The organism is Pseudomonas sp. ASL9 (genome assembly GCF_056680335.1).
This window is the reverse complement of sequence record NZ_CM155277.1, coordinates 3,827,210-3,850,099: the sequence shown is the minus strand read 5'-3', so window position 1 is coordinate 3,850,099 and position 22,890 is coordinate 3,827,210. Positions and strand designations below refer to the sequence as shown.

The 22,890-nt window shown below is 58.0% G+C and carries 15 protein-coding genes, 1 tRNA gene and 1 pseudogene; 7 read left to right on the top strand and 10 right to left on the bottom strand.

Annotated features, from left to right (window positions below; all coding sequences use genetic code 11):
- Positions 1 to 61 precede the first annotated feature (61 nt).
- From AC1ME2_RS17825 to AC1ME2_RS17815, 3 genes are read left to right on the top strand one after another with little or no spacing between them, the layout of a single operon-like run.
- Positions 62 to 319 carry a hypothetical protein gene (locus AC1ME2_RS17825; RefSeq protein WP_480435615.1) on the top strand — a complete coding sequence of 86 codons (258 nt, stop codon included), beginning with the start codon at positions 62 to 64 and terminating at the stop codon, positions 317 to 319.
- Complete coding sequence (locus AC1ME2_RS17820) at positions 316 to 3,636, top strand: LysM peptidoglycan-binding domain-containing protein (protein ID WP_480435614.1); 3,321 nt, start codon at positions 316 to 318, stop codon at positions 3,634 to 3,636. The genes AC1ME2_RS17825 and AC1ME2_RS17820 overlap by 4 nt, the downstream gene beginning before the upstream one ends.
- On the top strand, positions 3,621 to 4,613 hold the full coding sequence (locus AC1ME2_RS17815; protein ID WP_480435613.1) for a tetratricopeptide repeat protein: 993 nt from the start codon (positions 3,621 to 3,623) through the stop codon (positions 4,611 to 4,613). Before AC1ME2_RS17820 ends, AC1ME2_RS17815 begins: the two co-directional genes overlap by 16 nt.
- A 165-nt stretch (positions 4,614 to 4,778) precedes the next feature.
- Here the strand turns inward: AC1ME2_RS17815 and AC1ME2_RS17810 are convergent, their stop codons facing one another.
- From AC1ME2_RS17810 to ptsP, 3 genes are read right to left on the bottom strand one after another with little or no spacing between them, the layout of a single operon-like run.
- Complete coding sequence (locus tag AC1ME2_RS17810) at positions 4,779 to 6,518, bottom strand: PTS fructose-like transporter subunit IIB (RefSeq protein ID WP_480435612.1); 1,740 nt, start codon at positions 6,516 to 6,518, stop codon at positions 4,779 to 4,781.
- A gap of 14 nt (positions 6,519 to 6,532) precedes the next feature.
- Positions 6,533 to 7,471 (bottom strand): 1-phosphofructokinase, encoded by a 939-nt coding sequence (pfkB, locus tag AC1ME2_RS17805; protein WP_480435611.1) that lies wholly within the window; start codon positions 7,469 to 7,471, stop codon positions 6,533 to 6,535.
- A complete protein-coding gene (gene ptsP, locus AC1ME2_RS17800; RefSeq protein ID WP_480435610.1) occupies positions 7,471 to 10,365 on the bottom strand; it encodes a phosphoenolpyruvate--protein phosphotransferase in 2,895 nt (964 codons plus the stop codon). The genes pfkB and ptsP overlap by 1 nt, the downstream gene beginning before the upstream one ends.
- Positions 10,366 to 10,670: 305 nt before the next feature.
- Between ptsP and cra the strand changes: the two genes are divergently transcribed.
- Positions 10,671 to 11,666 (top strand): catabolite repressor/activator, encoded by a 996-nt coding sequence (gene cra / locus AC1ME2_RS17795; RefSeq protein ID WP_480435609.1) that lies wholly within the window; start codon positions 10,671 to 10,673, stop codon positions 11,664 to 11,666.
- 2 nt (positions 11,667 to 11,668) lie between these two features.
- Positions 11,669 to 12,448, top strand: coding sequence for a TatD family hydrolase (locus tag AC1ME2_RS17790; RefSeq protein WP_480435608.1), 780 nt, complete (start codon positions 11,669 to 11,671; stop codon positions 12,446 to 12,448).
- A 30-nt stretch (positions 12,449 to 12,478) separates the two neighbouring features.
- Here the strand turns inward: AC1ME2_RS17790 and AC1ME2_RS17785 are convergent, their stop codons facing one another.
- From AC1ME2_RS17785 to AC1ME2_RS17765, 5 genes and pseudogenes are all read right to left on the bottom strand, one after another.
- Entirely contained in the window at positions 12,479 to 13,183 is a 705-nt protein-coding gene (locus AC1ME2_RS17785; RefSeq protein WP_480442191.1) for a methyl-accepting chemotaxis protein, read from the bottom strand.
- A 156-nt stretch (positions 13,184 to 13,339) separates the two neighbouring features.
- Positions 13,340 to 13,540 (bottom strand): annotated as a pseudogene (locus AC1ME2_RS17780) (HAMP domain-containing protein); the annotation flags it as partial.
- A 1,838-nt stretch (positions 13,541 to 15,378) separates the two neighbouring features.
- Positions 15,379 to 16,215 (bottom strand): regulatory signaling modulator protein AmpE, encoded by an 837-nt coding sequence (gene ampE / locus AC1ME2_RS17775; RefSeq protein ID WP_480435607.1) that lies wholly within the window; start codon positions 16,213 to 16,215, stop codon positions 15,379 to 15,381.
- Between the two features lie 14 nt (positions 16,216 to 16,229).
- Positions 16,230 to 16,778 carry a 1,6-anhydro-N-acetylmuramyl-L-alanine amidase AmpD gene (ampD, locus tag AC1ME2_RS17770; RefSeq protein WP_480435605.1) on the bottom strand — a complete coding sequence of 183 codons (549 nt, stop codon included), beginning with the start codon at positions 16,776 to 16,778 and terminating at the stop codon, positions 16,230 to 16,232.
- A gap of 133 nt (positions 16,779 to 16,911) precedes the next feature.
- Positions 16,912 to 19,146 (bottom strand): DUF1631 domain-containing protein, encoded by a 2,235-nt coding sequence (locus AC1ME2_RS17765; RefSeq protein ID WP_480435604.1) that lies wholly within the window; start codon positions 19,144 to 19,146, stop codon positions 16,912 to 16,914.
- Between the two features lie 335 nt (positions 19,147 to 19,481).
- Between AC1ME2_RS17765 and nadC the strand changes: the two genes are divergently transcribed.
- A complete protein-coding gene (gene nadC / locus AC1ME2_RS17760) occupies positions 19,482 to 20,330 on the top strand; it encodes a carboxylating nicotinate-nucleotide diphosphorylase (RefSeq protein ID WP_480435603.1) in 849 nt (282 codons plus the stop codon).
- A 55-nt stretch (positions 20,331 to 20,385) separates the two neighbouring features.
- Here nadC and AC1ME2_RS17755 read toward each other — a convergent pair.
- Positions 20,386 to 20,462: transfer RNA gene (locus AC1ME2_RS17755), tRNA-Thr, on the bottom strand.
- A 101-nt stretch (positions 20,463 to 20,563) separates the two neighbouring features.
- Positions 20,564 to 20,965, bottom strand: a complete 402-nt coding sequence (locus tag AC1ME2_RS17750) for a pilin (protein WP_480435601.1) — start codon at positions 20,963 to 20,965, stop codon at positions 20,564 to 20,566.
- A gap of 224 nt (positions 20,966 to 21,189) precedes the next feature.
- Here AC1ME2_RS17750 and pilB point away from each other — a divergent pair, with 224 nt between their 5' ends.
- Positions 21,190 to 22,890, top strand: coding sequence for a type IV-A pilus assembly ATPase PilB (pilB, locus tag AC1ME2_RS17745; protein ID WP_480435600.1), 1,701 nt, complete (start codon positions 21,190 to 21,192; stop codon positions 22,888 to 22,890).

Here is a 22,890-nt window from a genome sequence, read left to right as displayed (position 1 = left end):
CGCTTCATTCACGGCATGTTTCGCCCTTTCTGGCAGCCCCCTCAAAGGACGAACAGCTTTTATGCCTGACGCGATCCCCCGGTTTCTTAACCACCCCACCCTGAACAGCCCTCGCCAGGAACATGGGCGCGCGCCTGCTGCATGGACGGTACTGATGCAAAAAGGTGCGCAATTCAAGGTTGACCCCCAGTGGTTCGGCACGCCGCTTCAGGCGCAGATGGCCCAGGAGCCTTCCTGGTGTGTCGCCAACCCGATACTTACCTTGCATGAACGGCCGCACCGTCGGGTCGAGCAACTGCTACAGGGGCTACAGCCATGACCACTCGTGTTTATACCGTCCAGCAAGGGGACACCCTCAGCGGTCTCGCGCAGCGATTGGCCAGCAGCGTTGACGAATTACGGCGCCTCAATCCCTTTATCAAAAACCCGAACTACATCCGCACGGGTTGGACGCTGAACGTGCCGGACACCGCCGACGCGCCCGTGGCGAATAGCCCGACGCCCACAGCAGACACCCGCGCCCTGGAGGTGTTGCACCTCGACCCCGTTGCCGCGCCGCCTGAACACTGCAGCATCAACTTCTGTGGCGAGCAGGAGTGCAAAAGCCTCACGCACTACGCCGACGTTATTTATGAAGTCGGCCAGGACCGCTTCTGGCTGCTGCGCGAACACACCCTGAACACGTTGGTCGCCGCTGCCGATGACCTGCAAAAGAAGCTGCTGACCAGCGATCCGGATTCACGGGTCAACGCGTTGAACAATGCTGGGCTGCTGGAGCCCTTTCTTGAACCCAAAACCAGCAGCTTTCTGGATGCGCAGAACAGCCAGCGGTATTTGGAAATTGAGCATGAGTTGGACCAGATAGGGGACGACCTCGGACGTCTGGGGATACGCGAAGAGGGCTTGCAGGACGTCAAACACGTACCGAATCTCACGGTTGAGCAGCTCAGGCACGTCAACCAACAGCAACAGACCGCCCTGCCGTTACGCCGCGAACTGGCAGCACTCGATGCCAAGGGCCATAAAATTGCCCTCGAACGCGGCTACAGTTTTGAAGACGGTCATCTGTACAGCGCCGAGGCGATGAAAGCTCGCGAGATTATTCAACGCTACCTTAAACAGCGCCAAGTCTTCGTCGATCTGGGCAGAGCGTTCTTTAGTCCCGCAGAACTGGATAAGTATCAACAGGAATACGCGCAAATAATCGCAGAGCTGCAGTACGCAAACACCCACCGCACCCAGCCGCGACGGGACGTTGAACAGTGGCTTCTACAGTCGAGAGGCCAATTCCATTATTCCGAACTGGTCAAAACCCTTCTTGAAGCCGCCGCCTACGGCCTGGCCTTGCTCGAATACGCCCTGCAAGGCGACAGCGGGGATATTCAGCAAGGGTTTGAGGCGTACGAGAAATACCACGCCTTGCTCAGGCAAAAAGCAGCCCTGGATCAATACGTCGAAAAATCCTTCGACAATTGGGTCAATGTCGCCAAACAACAGCCTCCGAGCAGCCTGTTCACCACGGAAGCCGTGCAGTGGCAGGCACTTGAAGCCCAAGAACAGGCGCTGAAGAAAAAGGCCGAAGACTTCGTCAAACATTCCAAACCCCTACGCCACCTGCTCTGGAACCCCGAGACCTTCGCTCCAAAACCGCAACAGCGGCTGGTGCGCACTCACTTTCCGTTGCGAGAAATCAGCGTGCCCACCGAGCGCACACGCCTGCGCCACTTGAGCCTCACCGACGTGCTCAAACACCTCAACCAAAGCACTCGGGACCTGCTCAAGGAAGACCTGAACAAAGCACTGGCCCAAGTCAAAGATCCCACCTTCAAAGTGACGGCGGGCAAAACGAGTGCCGACCCGGACCTGTTCACCTCCTGGCTGAAAATGAACGACGCTCGGCCCGTTGAAATCCAGGACGGCTGGTTCGACCGCAACGGCTTCTTCCAGCCTGAAACGTTCAAGCGCTACATCAACACCGAAAAAATCTACATCGAGAACCTGCGCGACGACGCCACCTTCGACGCGTGGGGTGAAGACCTGCGCCAGATGCTGTTCAAGCAAAGCACCCTCGGCCCCCTGCGCTTGTTCGATAACAGCCCGCAGGCGCGCTTGATTCGTTGCCTGACCCCGGCCCAGAGCAACGTGCAACTCGCCAGCCAAGTACTCGCCCCCTGTGTCAGCCTGAAAAAAGGCCTGGGCGCGTCGGCCAACGTGACGCTGGACGTCAACCTGGCGCAGGGCGAAATTGAGGTGGCCTCGTTTGAGCTGCCAGGGCGGGCCGAGGCGACACCGAAAACGCTGAGCTACAAAAACGAGAACGACGACCAGGGCCAGAAAGTAGCCGACGGTATCGTCACGCTCGGGAAGTTTTGCCTGACTGGCAGCCTCAAGGCCTGGGGCTTCGCCGGCGCCTCAATGATGCTCAGCGCCAACCTGCGCGTGGGGCCGAACAAGCAGGAAAACGATGACCTGGGCCTCGACACCGGGCGTGATGTGGAGCGCCGTCTCAGCCGCGCAGAAACCGGCCTGAGGCCTCATATCCGCCACGACGACGTCCTTGGCGGACAGTTCAACCTGTTCGCTGGCGTACAAGGTGGGGTCAAAATCAATGGCTCGCTGCTCTGGGCGCCGCCCGACGACCTGCTGACCCTGCGCCACCCGACATTCAAGAAACACATCGACAACGACGGTTGGCTGGAACTCGCCACCCTGGGCATCGACGCCTCCGCCGCCTTGGGTGTCGGCACCAAGGCCGGGCTTAACCTGTCCCTGCAAAACGGCTACGTGATCCTGCGCATGAACGCGGCCATCATTGCCGGCCCCGGCGTGCAGGGCGCCTTCAACTTCGTGGTGGGCTACAAAGCGATTATCCAGATCCTGGATATCTTCAATAAAGCACTGGTTGAAAACAACTATAAAAAAATGGTCTGGGTACAACCGGAGGCCTTCGCTTACTTCAGCAAACTGCAACTGCTCAGCGCGCTTGGCGTGGACATGCAGTGGGTGTTCTTGAGGGGGTATAACGTTGTTAGTCGGATGTATGACGCGATAAAGGCAGGGGGGCGGGCGGGGCCGATGGCTCATGAGATCTTTGACAAACAAGACGATCAGGAATTAAGAAGATGGTATTCCACCTTGACGCCCGAGGGGTTGGGGTCGCTGTTGGATACGCTACTTCAAACGCCAAGGCCATTTGAAGTAGAAGTGCAGGGCGATATGGGTGGCACAAGGACGATAAGGTATACGACGCAGCAATGCCATTTATTGCAGCAGCACGCGATCGAAATTATTTTGAGCTCCATCTATGAGAATGCCATGGCAGGCTCATACAATAAGACAGGCTATGAAAATCTGGCCTCGGCACAAGAGCGGTTTGGCAAAGCGGTACTGCGGTTTTCATCCTTTAACAAGCCGGAAAATCCCAGGTTTATTTATTGTGAAAATGTATACCGAATGAGTAATTTCATGGCGGCAAATGCTGGTGAGCGACAACAAGATAGAAATATGCAAGAACGTTATAGAAAAGCGAGGCGTCGATTGGGCGAAGCGATGGACACTACCTGTGATTTTGCATCAATGACAAAATGCTGGGACCCAGATGCAGGGACGGAGCTAGCACCATGGCCAAAATATTGATTGTCGCAGTGAAAATAACCGGCCTATTATTTCTGTTAAGTAATTGTGCATGGGCTCAATTAACACCAGAGCAAGAAGAGGCGCGCAGCCAAGGTCTATTTTTCTTAAATATGATCAAGAGTGCAAAGGCAAGCCCTTTCCTTGAAATATCAGCCGAGGCTGGAGACACGGAGTCACAGTATTACTTGGCTGAAATTCTTAGGCGGAACCAAAAATTTATAACACCGAAGGCGCAAGCGCTGTACGAAGCCGCCGCCGAAAAAGGCGATATCTACTCAATGATGCGATTGTCCGATAAGGGTGATGACCTTTGCCACATCATGGAGAATTGCCCGCCGGATATAAAAACACCTCAGGCGTGGCTGGAAGGCGCTCGCTCACTTGCCAAAGAAAGAGCCGCTCAGGGCGATGGTGAAGCCATGCAGCAACTTTTTTTGATGACCAGTCATTTTGATTGGTTAATCAAAGCAGCGGAGTCCGGCTTCCCTGAGGCGCAGGAGTGGCTCGGTTCTTTATACAAAGAAGGTGCAGGTACTTTTCTGATCCCCGGTAACCGGAAAAAGGAAATCGAGAAATGGTACAAGGCCTCAGCGGAAGGCGGCTATCCACCCGGTATGAACCGTTACGCCGACTTTCTGAATGCACGCGGAGATCGTCAAGGGTTTGCTTACTGGATTGAAAAATCGGCCAAAGCCGGAGACTTTGGTGCCATGTCCGACTATGCCGCGTGGGCGGCACATATGCCCGACAAGGTAGGGTATCCACTTGATCTGGTAAAAGCCTACGGGCTGACACTGCTCATGGCAGAAGCGGACCCCGGCAGAGGGCCTTCATCGCCGGGCTACGGAGGGCAAGTACTGCCAAGGGTCGCCGCTAAAATGACCCCCGAACAAATCGAAGCTGGCAAAGCCTACGCCAAAGAATGGGCAAAGACCCATCCGCCGCTGTCAAGATCTCCACCTAAGTACGGATTTTAATAGTCGCTGGGCGCTTCATTTAAAAAAATGAAGCGCCCATTACTATGGATGGCAACTGCATGCATAAAATGTTTGTTTATTTTACAAAGACGATCTTCACGCTGTTCATCGTCTATAACAGTGCTTGGGCTGAGTTGAAAGCCGAGTAAGAGGAGGCTCGGCCCGTCAGACCACCGGCACCCCTTCCATCTCCACCACTTCTGGCCGTTTCAACAGTGCATACGCTATCCCTGTCAACAAACTGCCTGCGATGATAGCGACTAAATACAGCAGTGCATGGTTGATGGCATTGGGGATCAACAGCACGAACAAACCACCGTGGGGCGCCATGAGTTTGCAGCCGAAGAGCATCGACAAGGCGCCTGTCAGCGCGCCGCCAGCGACACTCGCCGGAATCACCCGCAGCGGGTCTTTGGCCGCGAAAGGAATCGCGCCTTCGGAGATAAAGCACAATCCCAAGACCAACGCAGCCTTGCCGGCCTCGCGCTCACTCTGTGCAAATTTATGCCTGGCAATGAAGCTGGCGATGCCCATGCCAATCGGCGGCACCATGCCGGCGGCCATCACAGCGGCCATTGGTGCGTAACTCTGCGACGCCAATAACCCGACCGAGAACGCGTAAGACGCCTTGTTGATCGGTCCACCCAAGTCGACGCACATCATCGCGCCAAGCAACACACCCAGCAGAATCGCATTGGTCGTGCCCATGCTGTCGAGGAAATGCGTCAAGGCCTCGAGCATCCCAGCCACCGGTTTGCCGACCACGTAGATCATCACCAACCCAGTGAACAGACTCGCCAGCAGCGGGATGATCAAGATCGGTTTGAGCGCCTCGACACTGGCTGGCAATCGTGCATAACGATTGATCGCCCACGCGCTGTAACCGGCCAGAAAACCGGCGATGATCCCGCCGATAAAACCGGCGCCCAAGGTGCTCGCGAGCAGCCCGCCGATCATCCCCGGCGCCAGGCCTGGACGGTCGGCGATGGAATAGGCGATGTAACCCGCGAGCAACGGCACCATCAGTTTGAACGCCGTGTCACCACCGATCTGCATCAACGCTGCGGCCAAGGTGCCCTGCTCTTTGAACGCGGTAATGCCAAAAACGAACGACAGCGCAATCAATAGCCCCCCCGCCACCACCATCGGCAGCATGAACGACACACCGGTTAATAAGTGTTTGTAGACCCCGGTTTTCTCTTGCCTGCGTGAGGTTTGACCGGCGCTGGCCGAGGACTCGACCTGCCCTTCAGCCAAGGCTTTTTTTAGCGTGGCTTCAGCCTGTTTGAGGGCAATGCCGGTACCGCACCGATAGATGCGCTTACCAGCGAAACGCTCGGTATTGACCTCAATGTCCGCCGCCAGCAACACCACATCGGCCTCGGCAATGGCCTGGGCACTGAGCGGGTTACGTGCGCCGACCGAGCCTTGGGTTTCGACCTGCAGGTTGTAGCCAAGACGCTTGGCCGCCTGCTGGATCGCTTCGGCGGCCATAAAGGTATGCGCGACCCCGGTCGGGCAAGCAGTAACCGCGACCAGCTTTGGCTGCGCGTCAGTGCTTGCGACCGTTTGCAGTGGCTCTGCTTGCGGGGCGACATAGACCGCCGCCTGCTCGGCTGCCGTGCGCAAAAAGCTTTCGACATCCTGCAACGCATGGGCCGGTGACGTCTGGAACAGACGTTTGCCGACAAACCGGCTCAGGTCCAGCGGACCGGTATTGACGACCAATACCCAATCCGCAGCCGCCACGACCTCAGGTGACAAACGATTGCCGGGGTTGTGCGGATCATGAATTTCAACGTTGGTGCTCCACCCCTGACGCTGCGCTGCCGCGTCCAGCAACCGGGCGCTGAGCACGCTGCTGACCTTGCCGTTCGGGCAGGCCGTAACAATGGCTAACTTCATCACAATCCCTCTTATTATTCTGTCAGGGCGCGCACGCTGACGCCTTTTTCCAGCAGTTTCAGTTGCGCGGCGTCGCTGATGCCAAAGCCGATCTGTGTCACCGCCATCGCCGCAATGGCGGTGGCCGTGCGTAAAATTTGTTTCGGCGGATGGCCACTCAGCAACCCGTGGATCATCCCGGCCAGTAACGAGTCACCGGCACCCACCGTGCTGGCAACCACCACCTTGGGCGGCAAGGCTTGCAGTGCCACACTGGAACTGAACCAGTGCACGCCCTCCGAACCCTGGGAAATCACCACATGTTCGACACCTTGCGCACGCAAGCGGCTCGCTACTTCGGCCTGCGCCTCAATGGAAATAATCGGCGCATCCAAGGCGTCGGCCAGCTCTTCGGTATTGGGCTTGATCAGCCACGGACCCGCCGACAATCCGACCCGTAGCGCCAGGCCACTGGTATCCAGCGCCACTTTCAACCCCAGCGTTTTCAGACGCAGCAGCAACGCGTGCAACCATTCGGGGCTGACACCGCGTGGCAAACTGCCGGCCACCACCACAACGTCGAAGCTAGGAGCGATCTGCTCAAGACGGGCCATCAGCGCCTGCTGCGCATCTTCGCTGACGTGCGGGCCAGGGCCGTTCAGATCGGTGATGCGTCCACTGCTTTCCGCCAGTTTGATGTTGCTGCGGGTTTCCCCTGGTACGCGGACGAACTCGTCGACGAACTGCCGATGCGCAAACAGGGATTCAAACGCCTGCTGGTTATCGACGCCGAGAAAGCCCGCCACCGTCAGGTCATGCCCGAGGTCAGCCAACACCTGCGCGACATTCAGGCCCTTACCCGCGGCATGGCTGAGCATGGCGTCGCTGCGATTGACCTGGCCGACCTGCAACTGATCCAGCTGCACGGTCAGGTCCAGCGCCGGGTTCAGGGTCAACGTGAGAATTTTTGCCATTACATGACCTCCCTGGACATGGCTTCCACCCTCTCACGCACTTCACCAGCAGTGCCTAAGGTCAGCGCCTGCTGCGCCAACTGCTGCGTCGCACTCAGACTCCACTCGCGCACGCAGGCCTTGACCTCGCCAATGCTGCGCGCCGCAACGCTCAATTCATCTACGCCCAGGCCGACCAGAATCGGCACCGCCAACGGGTCCGCCGCCAGCTCGCCACACACGCCCACCCATTTGCCATGGGCATGGGCGGCACGCACGGTGATGTCGATCAATTGCAGCACGGCCGGGTGCAAGCCATCGGCCTGCCCGGACAAAGTCGGATGACCACGGTCGATGGCCAAGGTGTATTGGGTCAGGTCATTGGTGCCCACACTGAAGAAGTCCACCTCACGGGCCAGCACCGGCGCCAACAACGCCGCCGACGGCACCTCGATCATGATCCCCAACTGCAAATCCGCGACCGGAATTTCCTCAAGCAAACGCAACGTCATGTCCCGCGCCTGGCGCCATTCTTCGACGGTGCCGACCATGGGAAACATGATCCGCAGCGGGCGGTTGTCCGCAGCACGCAACAAGGCACGAAGCTGGCTTTCCATGATGTGTGGGCGCTGTAAGGTCAGACGAATCCCGCGTACACCGAGAAATGGGTTTTCTTCCTTATCGATCGGCCAATACGGCAGAGGCTTGTCGCCGCCCACATCCAGGGTGCGAACGACCAGCGGGCGCCCCTCGAGCGCATCCAGCACACGGCGGTATTCGGTTTCTTGAGTGGCTTCGTCCGGCGCCTGGGTGTGGGCCATGAAAATCAGTTCAGTGCGCAACAGACCGATACCTTCAGCCCCCTGCTCGACCGCCACGGCCGTGCTCGCGCTGTCGCCGATATTGGCGAACACTTCCACGGCATGCCCGTCTCGGGTCAACGCAGGCTCCAGACGCAAAGCCGCCGCAGCCTGCAAGCGTTGCTCGCGGGTGTCGCGTTCTTGCGTGGCGCGCTGCAAAGCCGCCGCATCTGGCGCGACGCTCAGACGCCCATGCTGACCATCGAGCAGCAACAGCGTGCCCGGTTTGATCAGCAGCACCGCATCACCCGCGCCGACCACCGCCGGGATACCCAAGGCCCGGGCGATAATCGCACTGTGCGCCGTCGCGCCACCTCGGGCCGTCAGAATGCCCGCTACCCGTGCTGGATCGAGCAGCGCGACATCGGACGGACCAACCTCCTCCATCACCAGAATGTACGGCTGCTCAGGCTCGGCCTGCGTCTCGACGCCACACAGCTGAGCCAGAACACGACGCCCAATGTCACGCAGGTCCGCAGCGCGCTCGGCCAGCATGGCGTCCTGCAACAGCGCCTGTTGACACGCAGCCGCTTCGATCACCCCGATCCACGCGGCTGCCGCGCTTTCGCCCCGCTTAACGCGAGTGGCGACTTCATCGGTCAGGCCTGGGTCATCGAGCATTTCCTGATGGGCAATGAAAATCTCGCGAATGGCTTTCGCCTGGCTGCGCTGGATCAGCCCTTCCAGATTCTCGCGAACCTCGCGTAGCGCCTGCTGCAAGCGCTCTTGCTCGGCAGTGATCGACTCACCCCGCAGCGGATAATCGAACGTCTGCGGCACCTGAATATGCGCGGGGCCCATGGCGATGCCGGGGGCTGCGGGGATGGCCTGAATCAGGCTGCCATCAGCGGGCGCGATCAGGCGTGGGCGCTCGTCCACCTTTGGCACGACAGGTGCGACCCCATCACTGGCCGAAGCTTCTTGGGGCAACGCGTCGATTTCTTCGCCCAGACCGGCTCGGACCGCCGCAAGGATGGCTGGCAAGGCATCGGCGGCGATACTCGGTTCAACGACAAACTCCAGTACTTGACCGTGTCGCGCCCCTAGGCTGAGCAGCTTGGTCAGGCTTTTGACCGACACGGCCGCTTCGCCGCTGTCGACAATGCGCACTCGAATCTCACCTTCAAAACCTTTCGCCAATTGCGCGAGGTTCTTCGCCGGACGCGCATGCAAGCCATGGGCGTTGGCCAGTGCAACACGCTCGCTCGGCCAATCCTGCGGCAGTTCGCCACCCAATACCGCCAACACCGCACGGCTGCTGGTGGCGTGGCCCAACTCGTGACCACGCCCCTCAATCAGCAGGGCGCATAAACGTTCGAGCAATGCCTGATGGGCTTCACCCAGGCTGGCAAGACAGAACAGACCGTTGAGTGGCTGACCCAGAAAACGAATAGGTTTATCGGGCGTGACAAATGCCAACCCTGGACGCTTGACCGTCTGCTCGCTGTGCAGCCACCACAAACCGTCGCCCAGCGGCAGCGCTTCAACCTGCTGCAGCACCGCCGCGAAGCCATTGCTGACGCAATCCGCATTGCGCAATAGCCGCGCACCGCGCCACACCAGCTCTTCAAAGTCATCTGCCGACACGCCGAGACCGATCATCTGCGCATCGAGCGCCAATTCCTGTGGCGCACCCTGAAGCAACTTCAGCAGCGCCTCGGGGCTCTTCGCCCGACGCAGCGCCTCGCCCAGATCGGTCTCGCCCAATGCACGTGTGAGCAATTGCAGTAAACGCAAATGCTCATCGGATTTGGCGGCTATACCTATAGCCAGATAAACGATCTGCCCGTCCCCCCAATCCACGCCGTCGGGAAACTGCAGCAGGCGCACCCCCGTGGCGAACACCAGATCACGGGTTTCGGGAGTGCCATGGGGAATAGCGATGCCTTGGCCTAGAAAGGTCGAGCCTTGAGCTTCACGGCCCTGCAAACCCTGAAGGTAACCCTCGGCGACCAGTCCATCGTCAACCAGCTTGCCCGCGAGCAGGTACAATGCGGCGGACTTATCCACAGCCGTCTGGGCCATGGATATTTGCTCTACGGTGAGTTCGAGCATGCCTTTCTCCTTTTTAGCGCGGGTGGGCGCTGCTTCTTGTTTTAGGAACCGATGAGCAAGAACTGTTTAAATTGAACGACAGCTTAGGCGATGAATGGATAACTGTCTGACAGCTCTGCGTTGTAGATTACGGCAGAAAATTTAAATGGCTGAATCGTTTAATCTATCAAGTCCGGCACGTTACTCGATAATCTCCTGCCGTTGAAGCCCAACCGTCAGATGACTGATGGAAGTTTTTTCAAGACCCCCATAAAAGAGCAGGGAGCTTCACGGTGAGCACACAAACAACAAAAGGAACTCTCGGGTTGAAACTCACTGATATTGCTCGCCTGGCCGGGGTTTCGGTTACCACCGCCAGCTATGTGATCAACGGTAAGGCCGAACAGCAGCGCATCAGCACCGCCACAGTCGAGCGCGTGCGCAAGGTGGTCGAGGAGCATGACTTCCGCCCCAACCCGCAGGCCGCTGGTTTACGCAGCCGTCACACCCGCACCCTCGGCTTTATCCTGCCGGACCTGGAAAACCCCAGCTACGCACGCATCGCCAAGCTGTTGGAGCAAGGCGCCCGCGCCCACGGCTATCAACTGCTGATCGCCAGCTCAGATGATGCGCCTGCCAGCGAGCTACAATTGTTACAGCTGTTTCGTGCCCGGCGCTGCGATGCCTTGTTCGTCGCCAGTTGCCTGCCAGACAGTGATGACAGCTACAGCGAGCTGCAGACAGCGGGGATGCCGATCATCGCCATCGACCGGGAAATGGACGCCACACGCTTTTGCTCAGTGGTCAGCGATGACCATGACGCCAGCCTGCAACTTACCCGCAGCCTGTTAAGCCCGCTACCGCGGCATATCGCGCTGATCGGTGCGCAGCCCGAGCTAAGTGTCAGCCGCGCCCGTGCCTCAGGCTTTCAACAGGCGCTCGAAGGCTTCAGCGGTGCGGTCATGCTCGAACATGGCGAGGCGTTCAGCCGCGACTGCGGCAGGCGTTTGGCCGGCAACCTGCTCGAACGCCTGGGGTATTTGCCCGATGCGCTGGTCACCACGTCCTACGTGCTGTTGCAGGGTATTTTCGACCTGCTCCACAGCCACGCGCTCAACCCCGCACACTTGCATTTGGGCACGTTCGGCGACACGCAATTACTGGATTTCCTGCCATTGCCGGTCAACGCCATGGCCCAGCAACATCAACTGATCGCCGAGAAAGCACTGGCACTGGCCTTGGCCGCCATCGAGAAGGATGACTACCAACCTGGCGTTCATGCCATTGCAAGGACCTTCAAGCAGCGGATTCACGAGGCCTGAGCATGGCGCTGATCGACACCCACACCCACCTGGATTTCCCGGATTTCGACGCCGATCGCCATACGGTACTCGCCCATTGTCGGGGCCTGGGTGTGCAACGGCTGGTGGTGCTGGGCGTGTATCAGCGCAACTGGCAGCGCGTGTGGGACCTGGTGCAAAGCGATGCCGACCTGTACGCGGCATTCGGCCTGCATCCGGTGTACCTCGATGAGCACCGTCCAGAGCACCTGACGGCGCTGGGCGACTGGTTGACGCGCCTGAAGGGCCATCGGCAAGTCTGTGCAGTCGGCGAAATCGGCCTGGATTATTACCTCGAATCTCTGGACCGCGAGCGCCAACAAGCGCTTTTCGACGCGCAACTGCAACTGGCTGTCGACTTCAAGCTACCCGCGCTGCTGCATGTACGGCGCAGCCATGCACACGTGATCGCCACGCTCAAACGCTACAAGCCAGAACGCAGCGGGATCATCCACGCCTTTGCCGGCAGCCTGGAAGAAGCGCGGGAGTACATCAAGCTCGGGTTCAAACTGGGCTTGGGCGGTGCCGCGACATGGCCGCAAGCACTGCGTATGCACCGGGTTCTCGCCAACCTGCCGCTGGACAGTGTGGTGCTGGAGACCGACGCGCCAGACATGCCCCCCGCGATGTACCCGAACCAGCGCAACAGCCCGGAGCATCTGCCTGATATTTGCCGGACCCTGGCAGAGCTGATGGGCATGCAGGCCGACGATCTGGCCGACGCCAGCACCCGTAATGCGTGCGAAGTGTTCCACTGGCAATAAGGCACTGCTCGCGTTACTCGCTGAATACCCTCATACCCGAAACGCGTTGATCAGCTGTTTCAACTCCACCACCTGCGCCGACAGCTGACGACTGGCGTGCTCAGTCTGATTCGCACCCTCAGCCGTGCGCTCGCCGGCGCGGTGGATCTCGACGATGTTACGATCAATGTCGTGGGCGACCGCCGTCTGCTGCTCAACAGCTGCCGCAATCTGCTGGTTCTGATCGACGATCATGCCCACCGCGCCGAGGATATTTTCCAGCGCACGCTGGACCCTTTCCGATTGGCCGACGGTACCATTGGCCACCTCATGACTGATGCCCATGGCCTTGACGGCTGCGCCAACGCCGCCTTGCAGCTTAGCGATCATCTGTTCAATTTCTTCGGTGGACTGTTGCGTGCGCTTGGCCAGGGTGCGCACCTCATCGGCAACCACGGCAAACCCTCGGCCTTGCTCACCCGCACGGGCGGCTTCGATGGCCGCATTAAGCGCCAGCAGGTTGGTTTGCTGGGCGATGCTTTTGATCACGTCCAGCACACGGCTGATGGATGCACTGTCACTGGCCAGTTGATTGATCACCCGCACTGACTGATCGATCTCACTGGCGAGCCGGGCGATGCTGCCCTGCTGTGATTCGACCAACCCTCGACCACTCACGGTTTCCTGATTGACGCTGTGCGCACTGCTCACCGCTGCTGCCGCGTTGCGCGCCACTTCCAGCGCGGTCGCCGACATCTGATTCATGGCGGTGGCAACCTGCTCGATCTGGCTACGCTGCCCCGCCACCGCCTGATTGCTGACCGCCGACACCGACTCGACCTGGCTGGCCTGGCGCTCAACCTCTGTGACGGTATGGCCCACCCGTTCGATCAGGGCATGAATTTTCACCACGGTGCCGTTGAATACCTGGCCCAGCTCGCCCAATTCATCGCGGCTGTGGGCCGTGAAGCTGACGGTCATGTCGCCCGCTGCCACTTTGTCCATCACCTCACCCAGTCGGCGCAACGTCGTCCGGGTCGACGCATAGAAGCCACCATAAAGGTAAAAAATCAGGAAAAAGACCACGGCCAGCGCTGCCACCAGCACGATCATGTGCAGGCGATTTTTCACCAGTCGCCCTTGCAGCTCCTGATTGAGAAACGCCAGGGTCGCGTCGTTGAGTTGGTAGGTTTGCGCCATCAACCCGGTGGTCTGCTCATAGAATTTCTGCCACGGCGCATCCAGGGTATCGGCCGAAACCACCTGCGCTTCGAACAGCTCGCTGCTTTGTTTGAGTGTCGCCAGGCTGGCGCTGGCTACCGCCTCCAGCGCTTTGCGCGCAGCCGGGCTACCGTCAAGGGCATCTTGCAGTTTCAAGGCGTAATCCCCCTGAAGTTTTTCCAGTTTCTGCAGCAGGTCATCGAATCGGGTACTGGCCGATGAGTTGATCATCCCCTGGCCCAACGCATAAGAACCCATGGCGCGGCCATCACCGATGGTCTGGGTGATCGTCGGGGTGACACTGGTGATCAGTTCGGTCAGCTGCCGCACATCACTGCTGCCGTCCTGACTAAGACCGGCCTGGCTGGCAACAATCTTACTGAAGGTTTGAGCCTTGTTCAGCAGCCGCTCTATCATCCCGCTTTTGCTTTGCAGCGAAGACTCGCGCTGCTGTGCCTGGAAATCAGCGATCAGTTCATCACGCTTACTATTGAAGGCGACGATCTGCGCAGGATCTGCCGACAGCGGGGTCAGGCCCTGCAAAGTACCCAACAGCGTGGTTTCCAGAGCGGAGATACGCGTGTTCAACTCCGCAAATCGCCCGGTTTGACCCAGCACGGCGTTGATCTCGACCAGATTGGTCAACGTCTCCAGATCTCGACGCAAGGACAGGCTGGCGCCCAGCAGCTCAATGCTTTGCAGCTCGGTTCGGGTGCCAATGAACTCGTGATAGGCATCGCGCACCAGATAAAAATTGGTGACCAGCATGGGCAAGAAAAACAAGATGCTGATGAGCGTGAACTTCATCGCGAAGCTCAGACGGTTCATCAACGCAATGGCCGGGTACAAAAGGCTCTTCACAAGAAGTCTCCCTTTTCTTTATTTTTATTAGGTGCCACGAGTCATCGCTAAATAGCGCAAAGCCACTATTTAACGATGAGACCTATATACCTGATATCGATCAGGGGCTTTGTAACTAAAGGTAAACGGGGAGGATGCAGCGCGTGTACACGACACTAAAACGGTAGGAGGGCCCGCGCTGTCGCGCAGCAAAGGGGGTAACCATAGATGTAGGAGCTGCCGAAGGCTGCGATAAGGTCGGCACGACCTTCAGCGGTATCAAGAAAACGACCGGTTCCGTCGGACGCGACCCCGGGGCGATCGCAGCCTTCGGCAGCTCCTACAGGGGATCAGCGTTTGGCTGAAAATTTAATAAGATTTATTCTTTATTTTTCAATGAGTTATCTGTTGTTTGATAGGAGCGGGACCGCGTTTGCTCCGCGACAGCGCGGCGTCGAATACGGAGCGGGCCCTCCCACAGGATTTTGATCTGCCTTTGGGATTTTGTGTGAATTGACTGCCGAATTACGGTCAGGCCCCTTTTCCAGGAGGCCGAGCGCAGGCGTTGCGCAGGGGGTAACGAGGCAAGACGCCGAGTTAGCCGCACGGGGCCAGGGACGGCCCCTTGCGGCGACCCCCGGAGCAACGCCGGAGCGAGGGCAGTCTGAGCCTCAGCGAAGACCCGTATGGAGGGGCAATGTACGGGACCTTTTTGGTGTTTGAAAAAGGTTCCTCGCTGTAAGAGCGAAACCGTAATTCCAGCACACCCCAATGCCGGATATACACCCAAGACACAGCGCCAACTCATTGTTTTTAAATAATTAAAAAGCAGTTTGACAGGAGCAGGCTTGCCTGCGAAGAAGCCAACGCGGTCTATCAGAAGGAAACGATCAGACCAGCAACGTCCACAACGCAAAGCCCGCATACCAGACCACCGCTGCGCGCAGCAGCAGTTCCCAGAGCGCATCAAGGCTGGCGACGCCATCGGCACCAACCACCGGCGCGGGGATTTCACCGGCAACACGGCCGGTTTTTTCCACCAATTGCGCGGCGCTGATGTTCCAGTTGAGCAGTTCATGCAGCATCAATCGGCTGACGGCGACAAAATTGCCGACCAGCGCAAAACTGGCGGCCAGCAAGCGCACCGGCACCCAATCGAACGCATGCCGCAACTGACCGGCGCGCTCGATCAACGCGGGGCTTTTCCCGTGCTCAGCGGCCAGCGCCAATAGCCGATAACTCAAGGCCGCGACCGGGCCCAGCAGGAAGTACCAAAAGATCACCGCAAAGAAGCTTTGATAAGCCTGCCACAGCAAATAACCCTGAACGCCTTCGAGCAGTTGCTCGCCATCCTCGGCGCGCACCCCCATGTCACGCTCCGCCACATGGCTACCGGCCTGCTCGTCACCTCTGCGCCAGGCATCGCGAAAGGGCCCCAGTGTGGCCAACAGATCGCCGCGCCCCAGGCTGTAGATCAACACCAGCAAGTGCACCGGAAAAGCCAACCAGCCATACGCCACCGGCTGCAGCACAATCAACAGCAGCGCCAGCAGTAACACGGGCAACAGCACCATCAACGCCAAAATCAGCCAGGGTCGGGTGCCTATACGCGGGCTGGCCTCCAGCTTGACCAACTCCCGCAGCCACAACCCGTCACGTTGGACGCGATGGCGCAGGGCCGAAAATTTCTCTATCCAGACTGCCAGCAGTAACACCAGAAAACTCATACCTGTCCCTCACTTCAATCCTGTAAAGCAGCTCGATAGCGCGCCCAATCAAAGCATGGACCCGGATCAGTCTTGCGTCCCGGAGCAATATCGCTATGACCGCAGATTCGCTGCGTGGTGATGGTCGAAAATGACGACTGCAACTGCCGGGTCAACTCGATCAGCGCAGCGTATTGGGCGTCAGTGAACGGCACCTCGTCAGTGCCCTCCAGCTCAATCCCAATGGAAAAATCATTGCACGTTTCGCGCCCTTCGAAGCTGGACACACCGGCATGCCAGGCGCGGTCCAGACAGGAGACAAACTGAGTGACGACCCCGTCGCGCTCGATCAAAAAATGCGCCGACACGCGTAAATCAGCAATACCTGCAAAATAGGGGTGTTCTGTGACATCCAGTTGATTCTGAAAAAACGACTGGACTTTGCCGGTCTTGAACTGAGCGGGCGGCAAACTGATGTTGTGGATCACCAGCAGCGAAACTTCAGCCTCGGGTCGCGCATTGAAATTGGGCGACGGGCAATGGTGCACGCCGTGGCACCAACCGCTTGCGGAATCCAGCTGCATGAAGGCTTCCCTGAACGAACCAATCGATAAGCGCAAGTATGCCCGCGATAGGTGGAAGTAGGGCAGCAATATTCCGTGTCTGATATGCCTTCGCGAATGAATTCGCTCCCACACAGGCTGTCAGGCCGGCAGGTTAATCATGTTTAAGCCGACGCAAATTGCCGATCACCGATTCCAGCGCCCGATCAAACAGCAGCGCGTCGTCGAGCACGCGGATGTCGCCACGGCGAAACTCCACGGCCAGGCCCATGCGAGTCCTTTCCAGGATTTTCATGCCGGTGCGGTTAACGAAAATATAACGGCCCGCCGGTTGGATGATGGTCGCCAGCTTGCAGCGCAATGCGTGGTCTTCATCCTCTTGCACTTCCACCCAGCAACCCACTCGCAGCGCGTCGACCTGAAGCAAGGCGACATCGTCGGCTGCCAGGTGAACCGAAGGTTCGCCGAGGTGTTGTACTCCCGGCGCAATCAGGATGATTTCTTCGACCACTGCAACCATTTCGGCCATCGGCGCGGGGGCTGCGAGGTTGTCTTCCTGAGCATCCTGCTGACGTGAGAAATACTGAAAGGCCTGTACATGCAGGACTTCCAACTGACTGAAAAACGCGCTGGTCGCGAACGGGTCGAAGGCTGCACTGGTCAAGCCGTCGCGCAAAGACTTAAGCAAGCCGGGCACCAGATCCAGCAGACGCTGACGCGCTTCGGTCTCTACATGCAGCTCGACGCTCCAGATCAGATCGTCCATGGCACCCAGGCCGGCGTGCCACTCCGCAGACTGATCGCCGTGCTTCAAGCAGATCAACAACAGCACCTTGCTCCAGGCGTCCTGAAGCAACCGCACCACCACTTCGGGCAAAGTCTTGCCCAGCAGACGCTGGTTCAACTCCCCCTGCACGCGCTGGCGAGCCAACTCAGCCCTGGCACGGCCCTCTTCGGCATCACGGGTACGCTGCTCTAACAGCTCACTGCGCCGACGCTCATCGCCGGTGAAGACCAGAAAATCCGCGAGCAATTCCGAAAAAATAGCGGGATCGTCGACAAAATCATTGAGCAGGCGCTGCACAATCTGCTCGACACGCAGGTACAGACTGTCGCGCTGATAATCATCGCGTCCACCCCAGCCCAACGAGGCAGAAGCAATTTCATTGAGCAGTCGCCGTGCCGGATGGCTACCGCGACTGAAGAAGCTCTTGTCGAGTACCGCCACTTTCAGCATCGGGATTTGCAGCCGCCCGATCAGCGCTTTGAGCGAGTCCGGCAAATTGTGGTCATCGAGGATGAACTCGAAGAGCATCGCGATCAGATTGATCACGTCCTCATCAATCACGCACACCACACGAAACTTGCCGCTCTTCGCACTGGCGCGCGCCAGCAACTGATCCAACTGACTGCGCAGATCGAAATCGTCCTGGGTGTCCTCCGTCGGCACGTGCTGCTGCATATACGACAACAGGCGCAACAGGTCCTGACTGGAAATCGGCTTGGCTTCAGCGTTGGCCGCATTCACGGGCGCGACGCGGCCACGTACGAGCAATAGCAACTCTTGCAACGCGGCAAACACCTCCTGCACGTCCTGTTCGAGCTTTTTACTGACGCCGGGCGAAACGATCTCCTCAGCGGCGCGGGACGAATGCACGCCAGTGGCCGCACGGTCAATGGCACGACGGGCAGGCACGGCTTTGAGTTCGGGGAGAATACCGTTGTCGATCAACAAATGGTTGGCGTCGGCGTACAGCTGATCAGCGTCGGCCAGTACGAACTTTTCAAACAGCTTGAAGATGATCAGCTTGACCTTGATTTCCGCGCCAAGGTTACGCCCGGCCTGCAGAAAAAAATCACACAACAACGCCGGACCCATGGGGTTGGTCTCGTCGCTCAAGGTCTTGTGGATAAGGGTATTCAGTCGCGTGGTCAACTGACTCAGGGCCATGCCATCACGACTCAGGACCTTGGAAACCATCGCATCCACAGCGACGGTTCTTTCCAGATCATCGTTATGCACCAGCGCCAGCTTGTCATAAGACATTGGCGCCGCAAGGACCGGTTCGTTGACCTCGTATTGTCCCAGGCGCAGGAAGGCCTCGAAAAACGTGTCGAGAAAACCACGTTCAATGCTTTTGCGCTTAAGGCGCAGGTCGCGCATGGCCTCGAAGAAGATGCTCTGCTCGACGTTGTTGTGCGCCCGATCCGCCATCTCGAACAACGTGTCGTCAGCGTTATCGAACAAGGTTTGCAGCGCGTCTTTGAGCTGCTGCGCGGCTTTGTCACGGACTTGCAGGAGTACGACGGGCAGCCTGACCAGCGGCGAACTCACCACGTGCTCAGGGGCCGCTTTATTCAGCGGCACCACTTTTCCGTCGTTTTGCATTGAGGTTTCCTCTAGAAAACATCCGCAACCCCCCTCCAGGCAAACGCGTAACGTCTGTCTATAAAGCGATTCGCTTTGAAATTCGACTTACGTCAAAGTCGTGACGTCAATTGCAAGTCGCATTATCTTGCAAACGTTGTCTGTTATGCCAGCAGGACTTTTCGCCCCGCGTGAAATGATATGCGTTGGTAGACCCTAAAAATCGCGATCCATCACTCCCCCCTCAATAAAACCGACCAACTGCATGCCAAGGCATCAGATAAGGGGCGTGTCATGGGGTGGGTTGCTGCGGTGGGGTGCCTTATACTCGGGCCACTTAGTAAGTGGAGCCCGCTATGCCGAATCTACGCCTCGCCCACCTGACTGCCGAAATCGAAGCAAACGTGCGCTGCGCGTTGCTTGAGGACGTTGGCAGTGGCGACATCACCGCCCAATTGATCCCCGCAGACCGCCTCGCCAACGCTACCGTTATCACTCGCGACGCCGCAGTAATCAGCGGCACGGCGTGGGTGGACGAGGTTTTTCGTCAGTTGGACCCCCGTGTTGCCGTGCGCTGGCACGTCACTGATGGCGAACGGGTCACGCCCAATCAAGCGTTGTTCCAGCTGGAAGGCCCGGCGCGCTCATTGCTCACCGGCGAACGCAGTGCGCTGAACTTCCTGCAGATGCTCTCGGGCGTCGCGACTCGCGCACAGCACTACGCTGACAAAGTGGCCAATACCCAGGTGAAGCTGCTGGACACCCGTAAAACCCTGCCGGGCCTGCGCATGGCGCAAAAATACGCGGTTACCTGCGGCGGCTGCCATAACCACCGGATTGGCCTGTTCGATGCCTTCCTTATCAAGGAAAACCACATCGCGGCCTGCGGCGGCATCGCCCGGGCCATCACCGCCGCCCGCAAAATCGCCCCCGGCAAACCCGTGGAAATCGAAGTCGAAAGCCTCGACGAACTCAACCAGGCCCTCGCCGCAGGCGCTGACATCATCATGCTCGACGAACTGAGCCTGGACGACATGCGCGAAGCCGTCCGCCTCACCGCCGGCCGCGCCAAACTCGAAGCCAGCGGCGGCATCAACGACACCACCCTGCTGCCGATCGCCGAAACCGGGGTTGACTACATCTCCATTGGAGCACTGACCAAGGATATAAAGGCCGTGGATTTGTCGATGCGCCTGAGCCTCTGACTTTCCGCCAGACATGAAAAAGCCCGATCAGTTGATCGGGCTTTTTTTTTGACGCTGGTGCCGAAAATAGGAATCGAACCTACGACCTTCGCGTTACGAGTGCGCTGCTCTACCGGACTGAGCTATTTCGGCGGATGTAGGGTGAAGCTAGAGCAAAACGCTCACTCTCTCAAGCGAGGCGTTTTATCATCACCTACGAACCAAGGGTCTGAAGCATCAACTGACGCAGATTACTATGGGCATCCTTTTGGAATGTAATCACCCGTTGCCGTTGTCGAACAGGCCCAAGAGCCATCAGTTCCGCGAGTAAGTGTGATCGTCTTGCCAAAAACCGCCGGCGGGGCGTTGGCCAAGGTGCAGACAAGAGTACCTGCGCCGCTAGTTGCACCGGTAACGACCAACCCACAGTTCGCCGTTGAGGCGACACCACCGATCGATGTCACATCAGGAGCTACGCCCTGATTAACAACGTCTTCGAACCCAGGCTTAAGTGCCGTAATTTCAGCCAGGGCGGCGGTGATTTTTGCCTTGGCTTGATATTTTGAATATGCCGGAATTGCGACAGCTGCCAGAATCCCGATGATCGCTACAACGATCATCAATTCAATAAGAGTGAAGCCCTTTTGAGCCTTCATGAGTACGTCTCCAACGTCAATTAAGTATTGTCCTTCCTGAAGAAAGCACGGTACATGCCAAATTGTGAATCACACAGGAAATGCAGCTTTTCCGTGAATGCGTTCTCAATGCTGACACTCCAAGGGGAGTATTAAGTGACAATTTTCGTCACTTTCTATCCATGTATTTGGCAGCGCTGCCCGACTGCGCTATAACCCTCACACTGTCTGTGTCTGGTGGCTTTATGGCTGATGTCATTTTAACTGGGTTGGCCAAGCAATTGGTGCTGTCCGAACTGCTCAACGAAAAAACTGCGCAGGAGGCTTATCAACAAGCCCGGCGAGACAAAGTTTCCCTCGTCAGTTATCTGGTGCAGAACAAGCTGATGAAGAGCCTGGTGCTGGCCGAAATTGCTTCCGAGCAATTTGGTGTGCCGTTTCTTGACTTGGGCAGCCTGGACAAGGAGAGCTTACCCAAAGAACTGGTCAGCGAAAAACTGATTCGTCAGCATCATGTGATCCCCCTGTGGCGGCGGGGTAACAAGCTGTTCGTCGGGATCTCGGACCCGACCAACCACCAGGCCATTACTGATATCCAGTTCAACACCGGCCTTGCCACCGAAGCCATTCTGGTGGAGGACGACAAACTTACCGACGCCATCGACAAATTTTTCGATGGCCAATCCTCCGACATGGGCGACCTGGCCGATGTCGATCTAGAAGGGTTGGACGTTGGGGTTGCCGACGACAAGAAACAGGACGCCATCGCCGGGCAAGATGCCGACGATGCGCCGGTGGTGCGTTTCGTCAATAAGATGCTGCTGGACGCGATCAAACTGGGTTCATCGGATTTGCACTTCGAACCCTACGAAAAATCCTACCGGGTAAGGCTGCGCACCGACGGTATATTGCATGAAGTCGCCAAACCACCAATCCATCTGGCCAACCGAATCGCGGCGCGCTTGAAGGTGATGGCCGGGCTGGATATTTCCGAGCGGCGCCGGCCGCAGGATGGCCGGATCAAGCTGCGCATCTCAAAAACCAAATCGATCGATTTTCGAGTCAACACGTTGCCCACCTTGTGGGGCGAAAAAATCGTCATGCGGATTCTCGACTCGTCCAGTGCCCAGATGGGTATCGATGCCTTGGGTTATGAACCCGATCAAAAAGCGCTGTACCTGGCGGCGTTGAAGCAGCCACAGGGCATGATTTTGGTGACCGGCCCCACGGGCTCGGGTAAAACCGTTTCGCTGTACACCGGCCTGAATATTCTTAATACCGTGGACATCAACATCTCCACTGCGGAAGACCCGGTGGAGATCAACCTGGAAGGCATCAACCAGGTTAACGTCAACCCGAAACAGGGGATGGATTTTGCCCAGGCATTGCGTGCGTTTCTGCGTCAGGACCCGGACGTGATCATGGTCGGTGAGATTCGCGACCTGGAGACGGCCGAAATTGCGATCAAGGCTTCGCAGACCGGGCACATGGTCATGTCCACCCTGCACACCAACAGCGCGGCAGAAACCCTGACCCGCTTGCACCACATGGGTGTGGCAGCGTTCAACGTCGCGACCGCGATCAACTTGATCATCGCCCAGCGTCTGGCCCGTAAGCTCTGTACCTATTGCAAAAAAGAAATCGATATTCCGCGTGAAACCCTGATCAAGGAAGGGTTCCCCGCGGATCGTATCGGCAGCTTCAAAATTTATGCCCCCGTCGGTTGCGAGCATTGCAATGGCGGTTACAAAGGCCGTATCGGGATTTACGAAGTGGTTAAAAACACCCCGGCGCTTTCACGGATCATCATGGAGGAAGGCAACGCCATCGATATCGGTATCCAGATGCGTAAAGACGGTTTTAATGACCTGCGTACGTCCGGCCTGATGAAGGCCATGCAGGGCCTTACGAGCCTTGAAGAAATCAACCGCGTCACCAAGGACTGA

Excerpts from the sequence above, each read along its gene's own strand:
- AC1ME2_RS17750 (WP_480435601.1), bottom strand. The coding sequence starts at position 20,965 with ATGAAGGCTCAAAAGGGCTTCACTCTTATTGAATTGATGATCGTTGTA.
- AC1ME2_RS17825 (WP_480435615.1), top strand. The coding sequence starts at position 62 with ATGCCTGACGCGATCCCCCGGTTTCTTAACCACCCCACCCTGAACAGC.
- ptsP (WP_480435610.1), bottom strand. The coding sequence starts at position 10,365 with ATGCTCGAACTCACCGTAGAGCAAATATCCATGGCCCAGACGGCTGTG.
- AC1ME2_RS17765 (WP_480435604.1), bottom strand. The coding sequence starts at position 19,146 with ATGCAAAACGACGGAAAAGTGGTGCCGCTGAATAAAGCGGCCCCTGAG.
- nadC (WP_480435603.1), top strand. The coding sequence starts at position 19,482 with ATGCCGAATCTACGCCTCGCCCACCTGACTGCCGAAATCGAAGCAAAC.
- AC1ME2_RS17810 (WP_480435612.1), bottom strand. The coding sequence starts at position 6,518 with ATGAAGTTAGCCATTGTTACGGCCTGCCCGAACGGCAAGGTCAGCAGC.
- ampD (WP_480435605.1), bottom strand. The coding sequence starts at position 16,778 with ATGCAGCTGGATTCCGCAAGCGGTTGGTGCCACGGCGTGCACCATTGC.
- AC1ME2_RS17785 (WP_480442191.1), bottom strand. The coding sequence starts at position 13,183 with ATGTCGGCGACCGCGCTGGAAGTGGCGCGCAACGCGGCAGCAGCGGTG.
- AC1ME2_RS17815 (WP_480435613.1), top strand. The coding sequence starts at position 3,621 with ATGGCCAAAATATTGATTGTCGCAGTGAAAATAACCGGCCTATTATTT.
- pilB (WP_480435600.1), top strand. The coding sequence starts at position 21,190 with ATGGCTGATGTCATTTTAACTGGGTTGGCCAAGCAATTGGTGCTGTCC.
- ampE (WP_480435607.1), bottom strand. The coding sequence starts at position 16,215 with ATGAGTTTTCTGGTGTTACTGCTGGCAGTCTGGATAGAGAAATTTTCG.
- pfkB (WP_480435611.1), bottom strand. The coding sequence starts at position 7,471 with ATGGCAAAAATTCTCACGTTGACCCTGAACCCGGCGCTGGACCTGACC.
- AC1ME2_RS17820 (WP_480435614.1), top strand. The coding sequence starts at position 316 with ATGACCACTCGTGTTTATACCGTCCAGCAAGGGGACACCCTCAGCGGT.
- AC1ME2_RS17790 (WP_480435608.1), top strand. The coding sequence starts at position 11,669 with ATGGCGCTGATCGACACCCACACCCACCTGGATTTCCCGGATTTCGAC.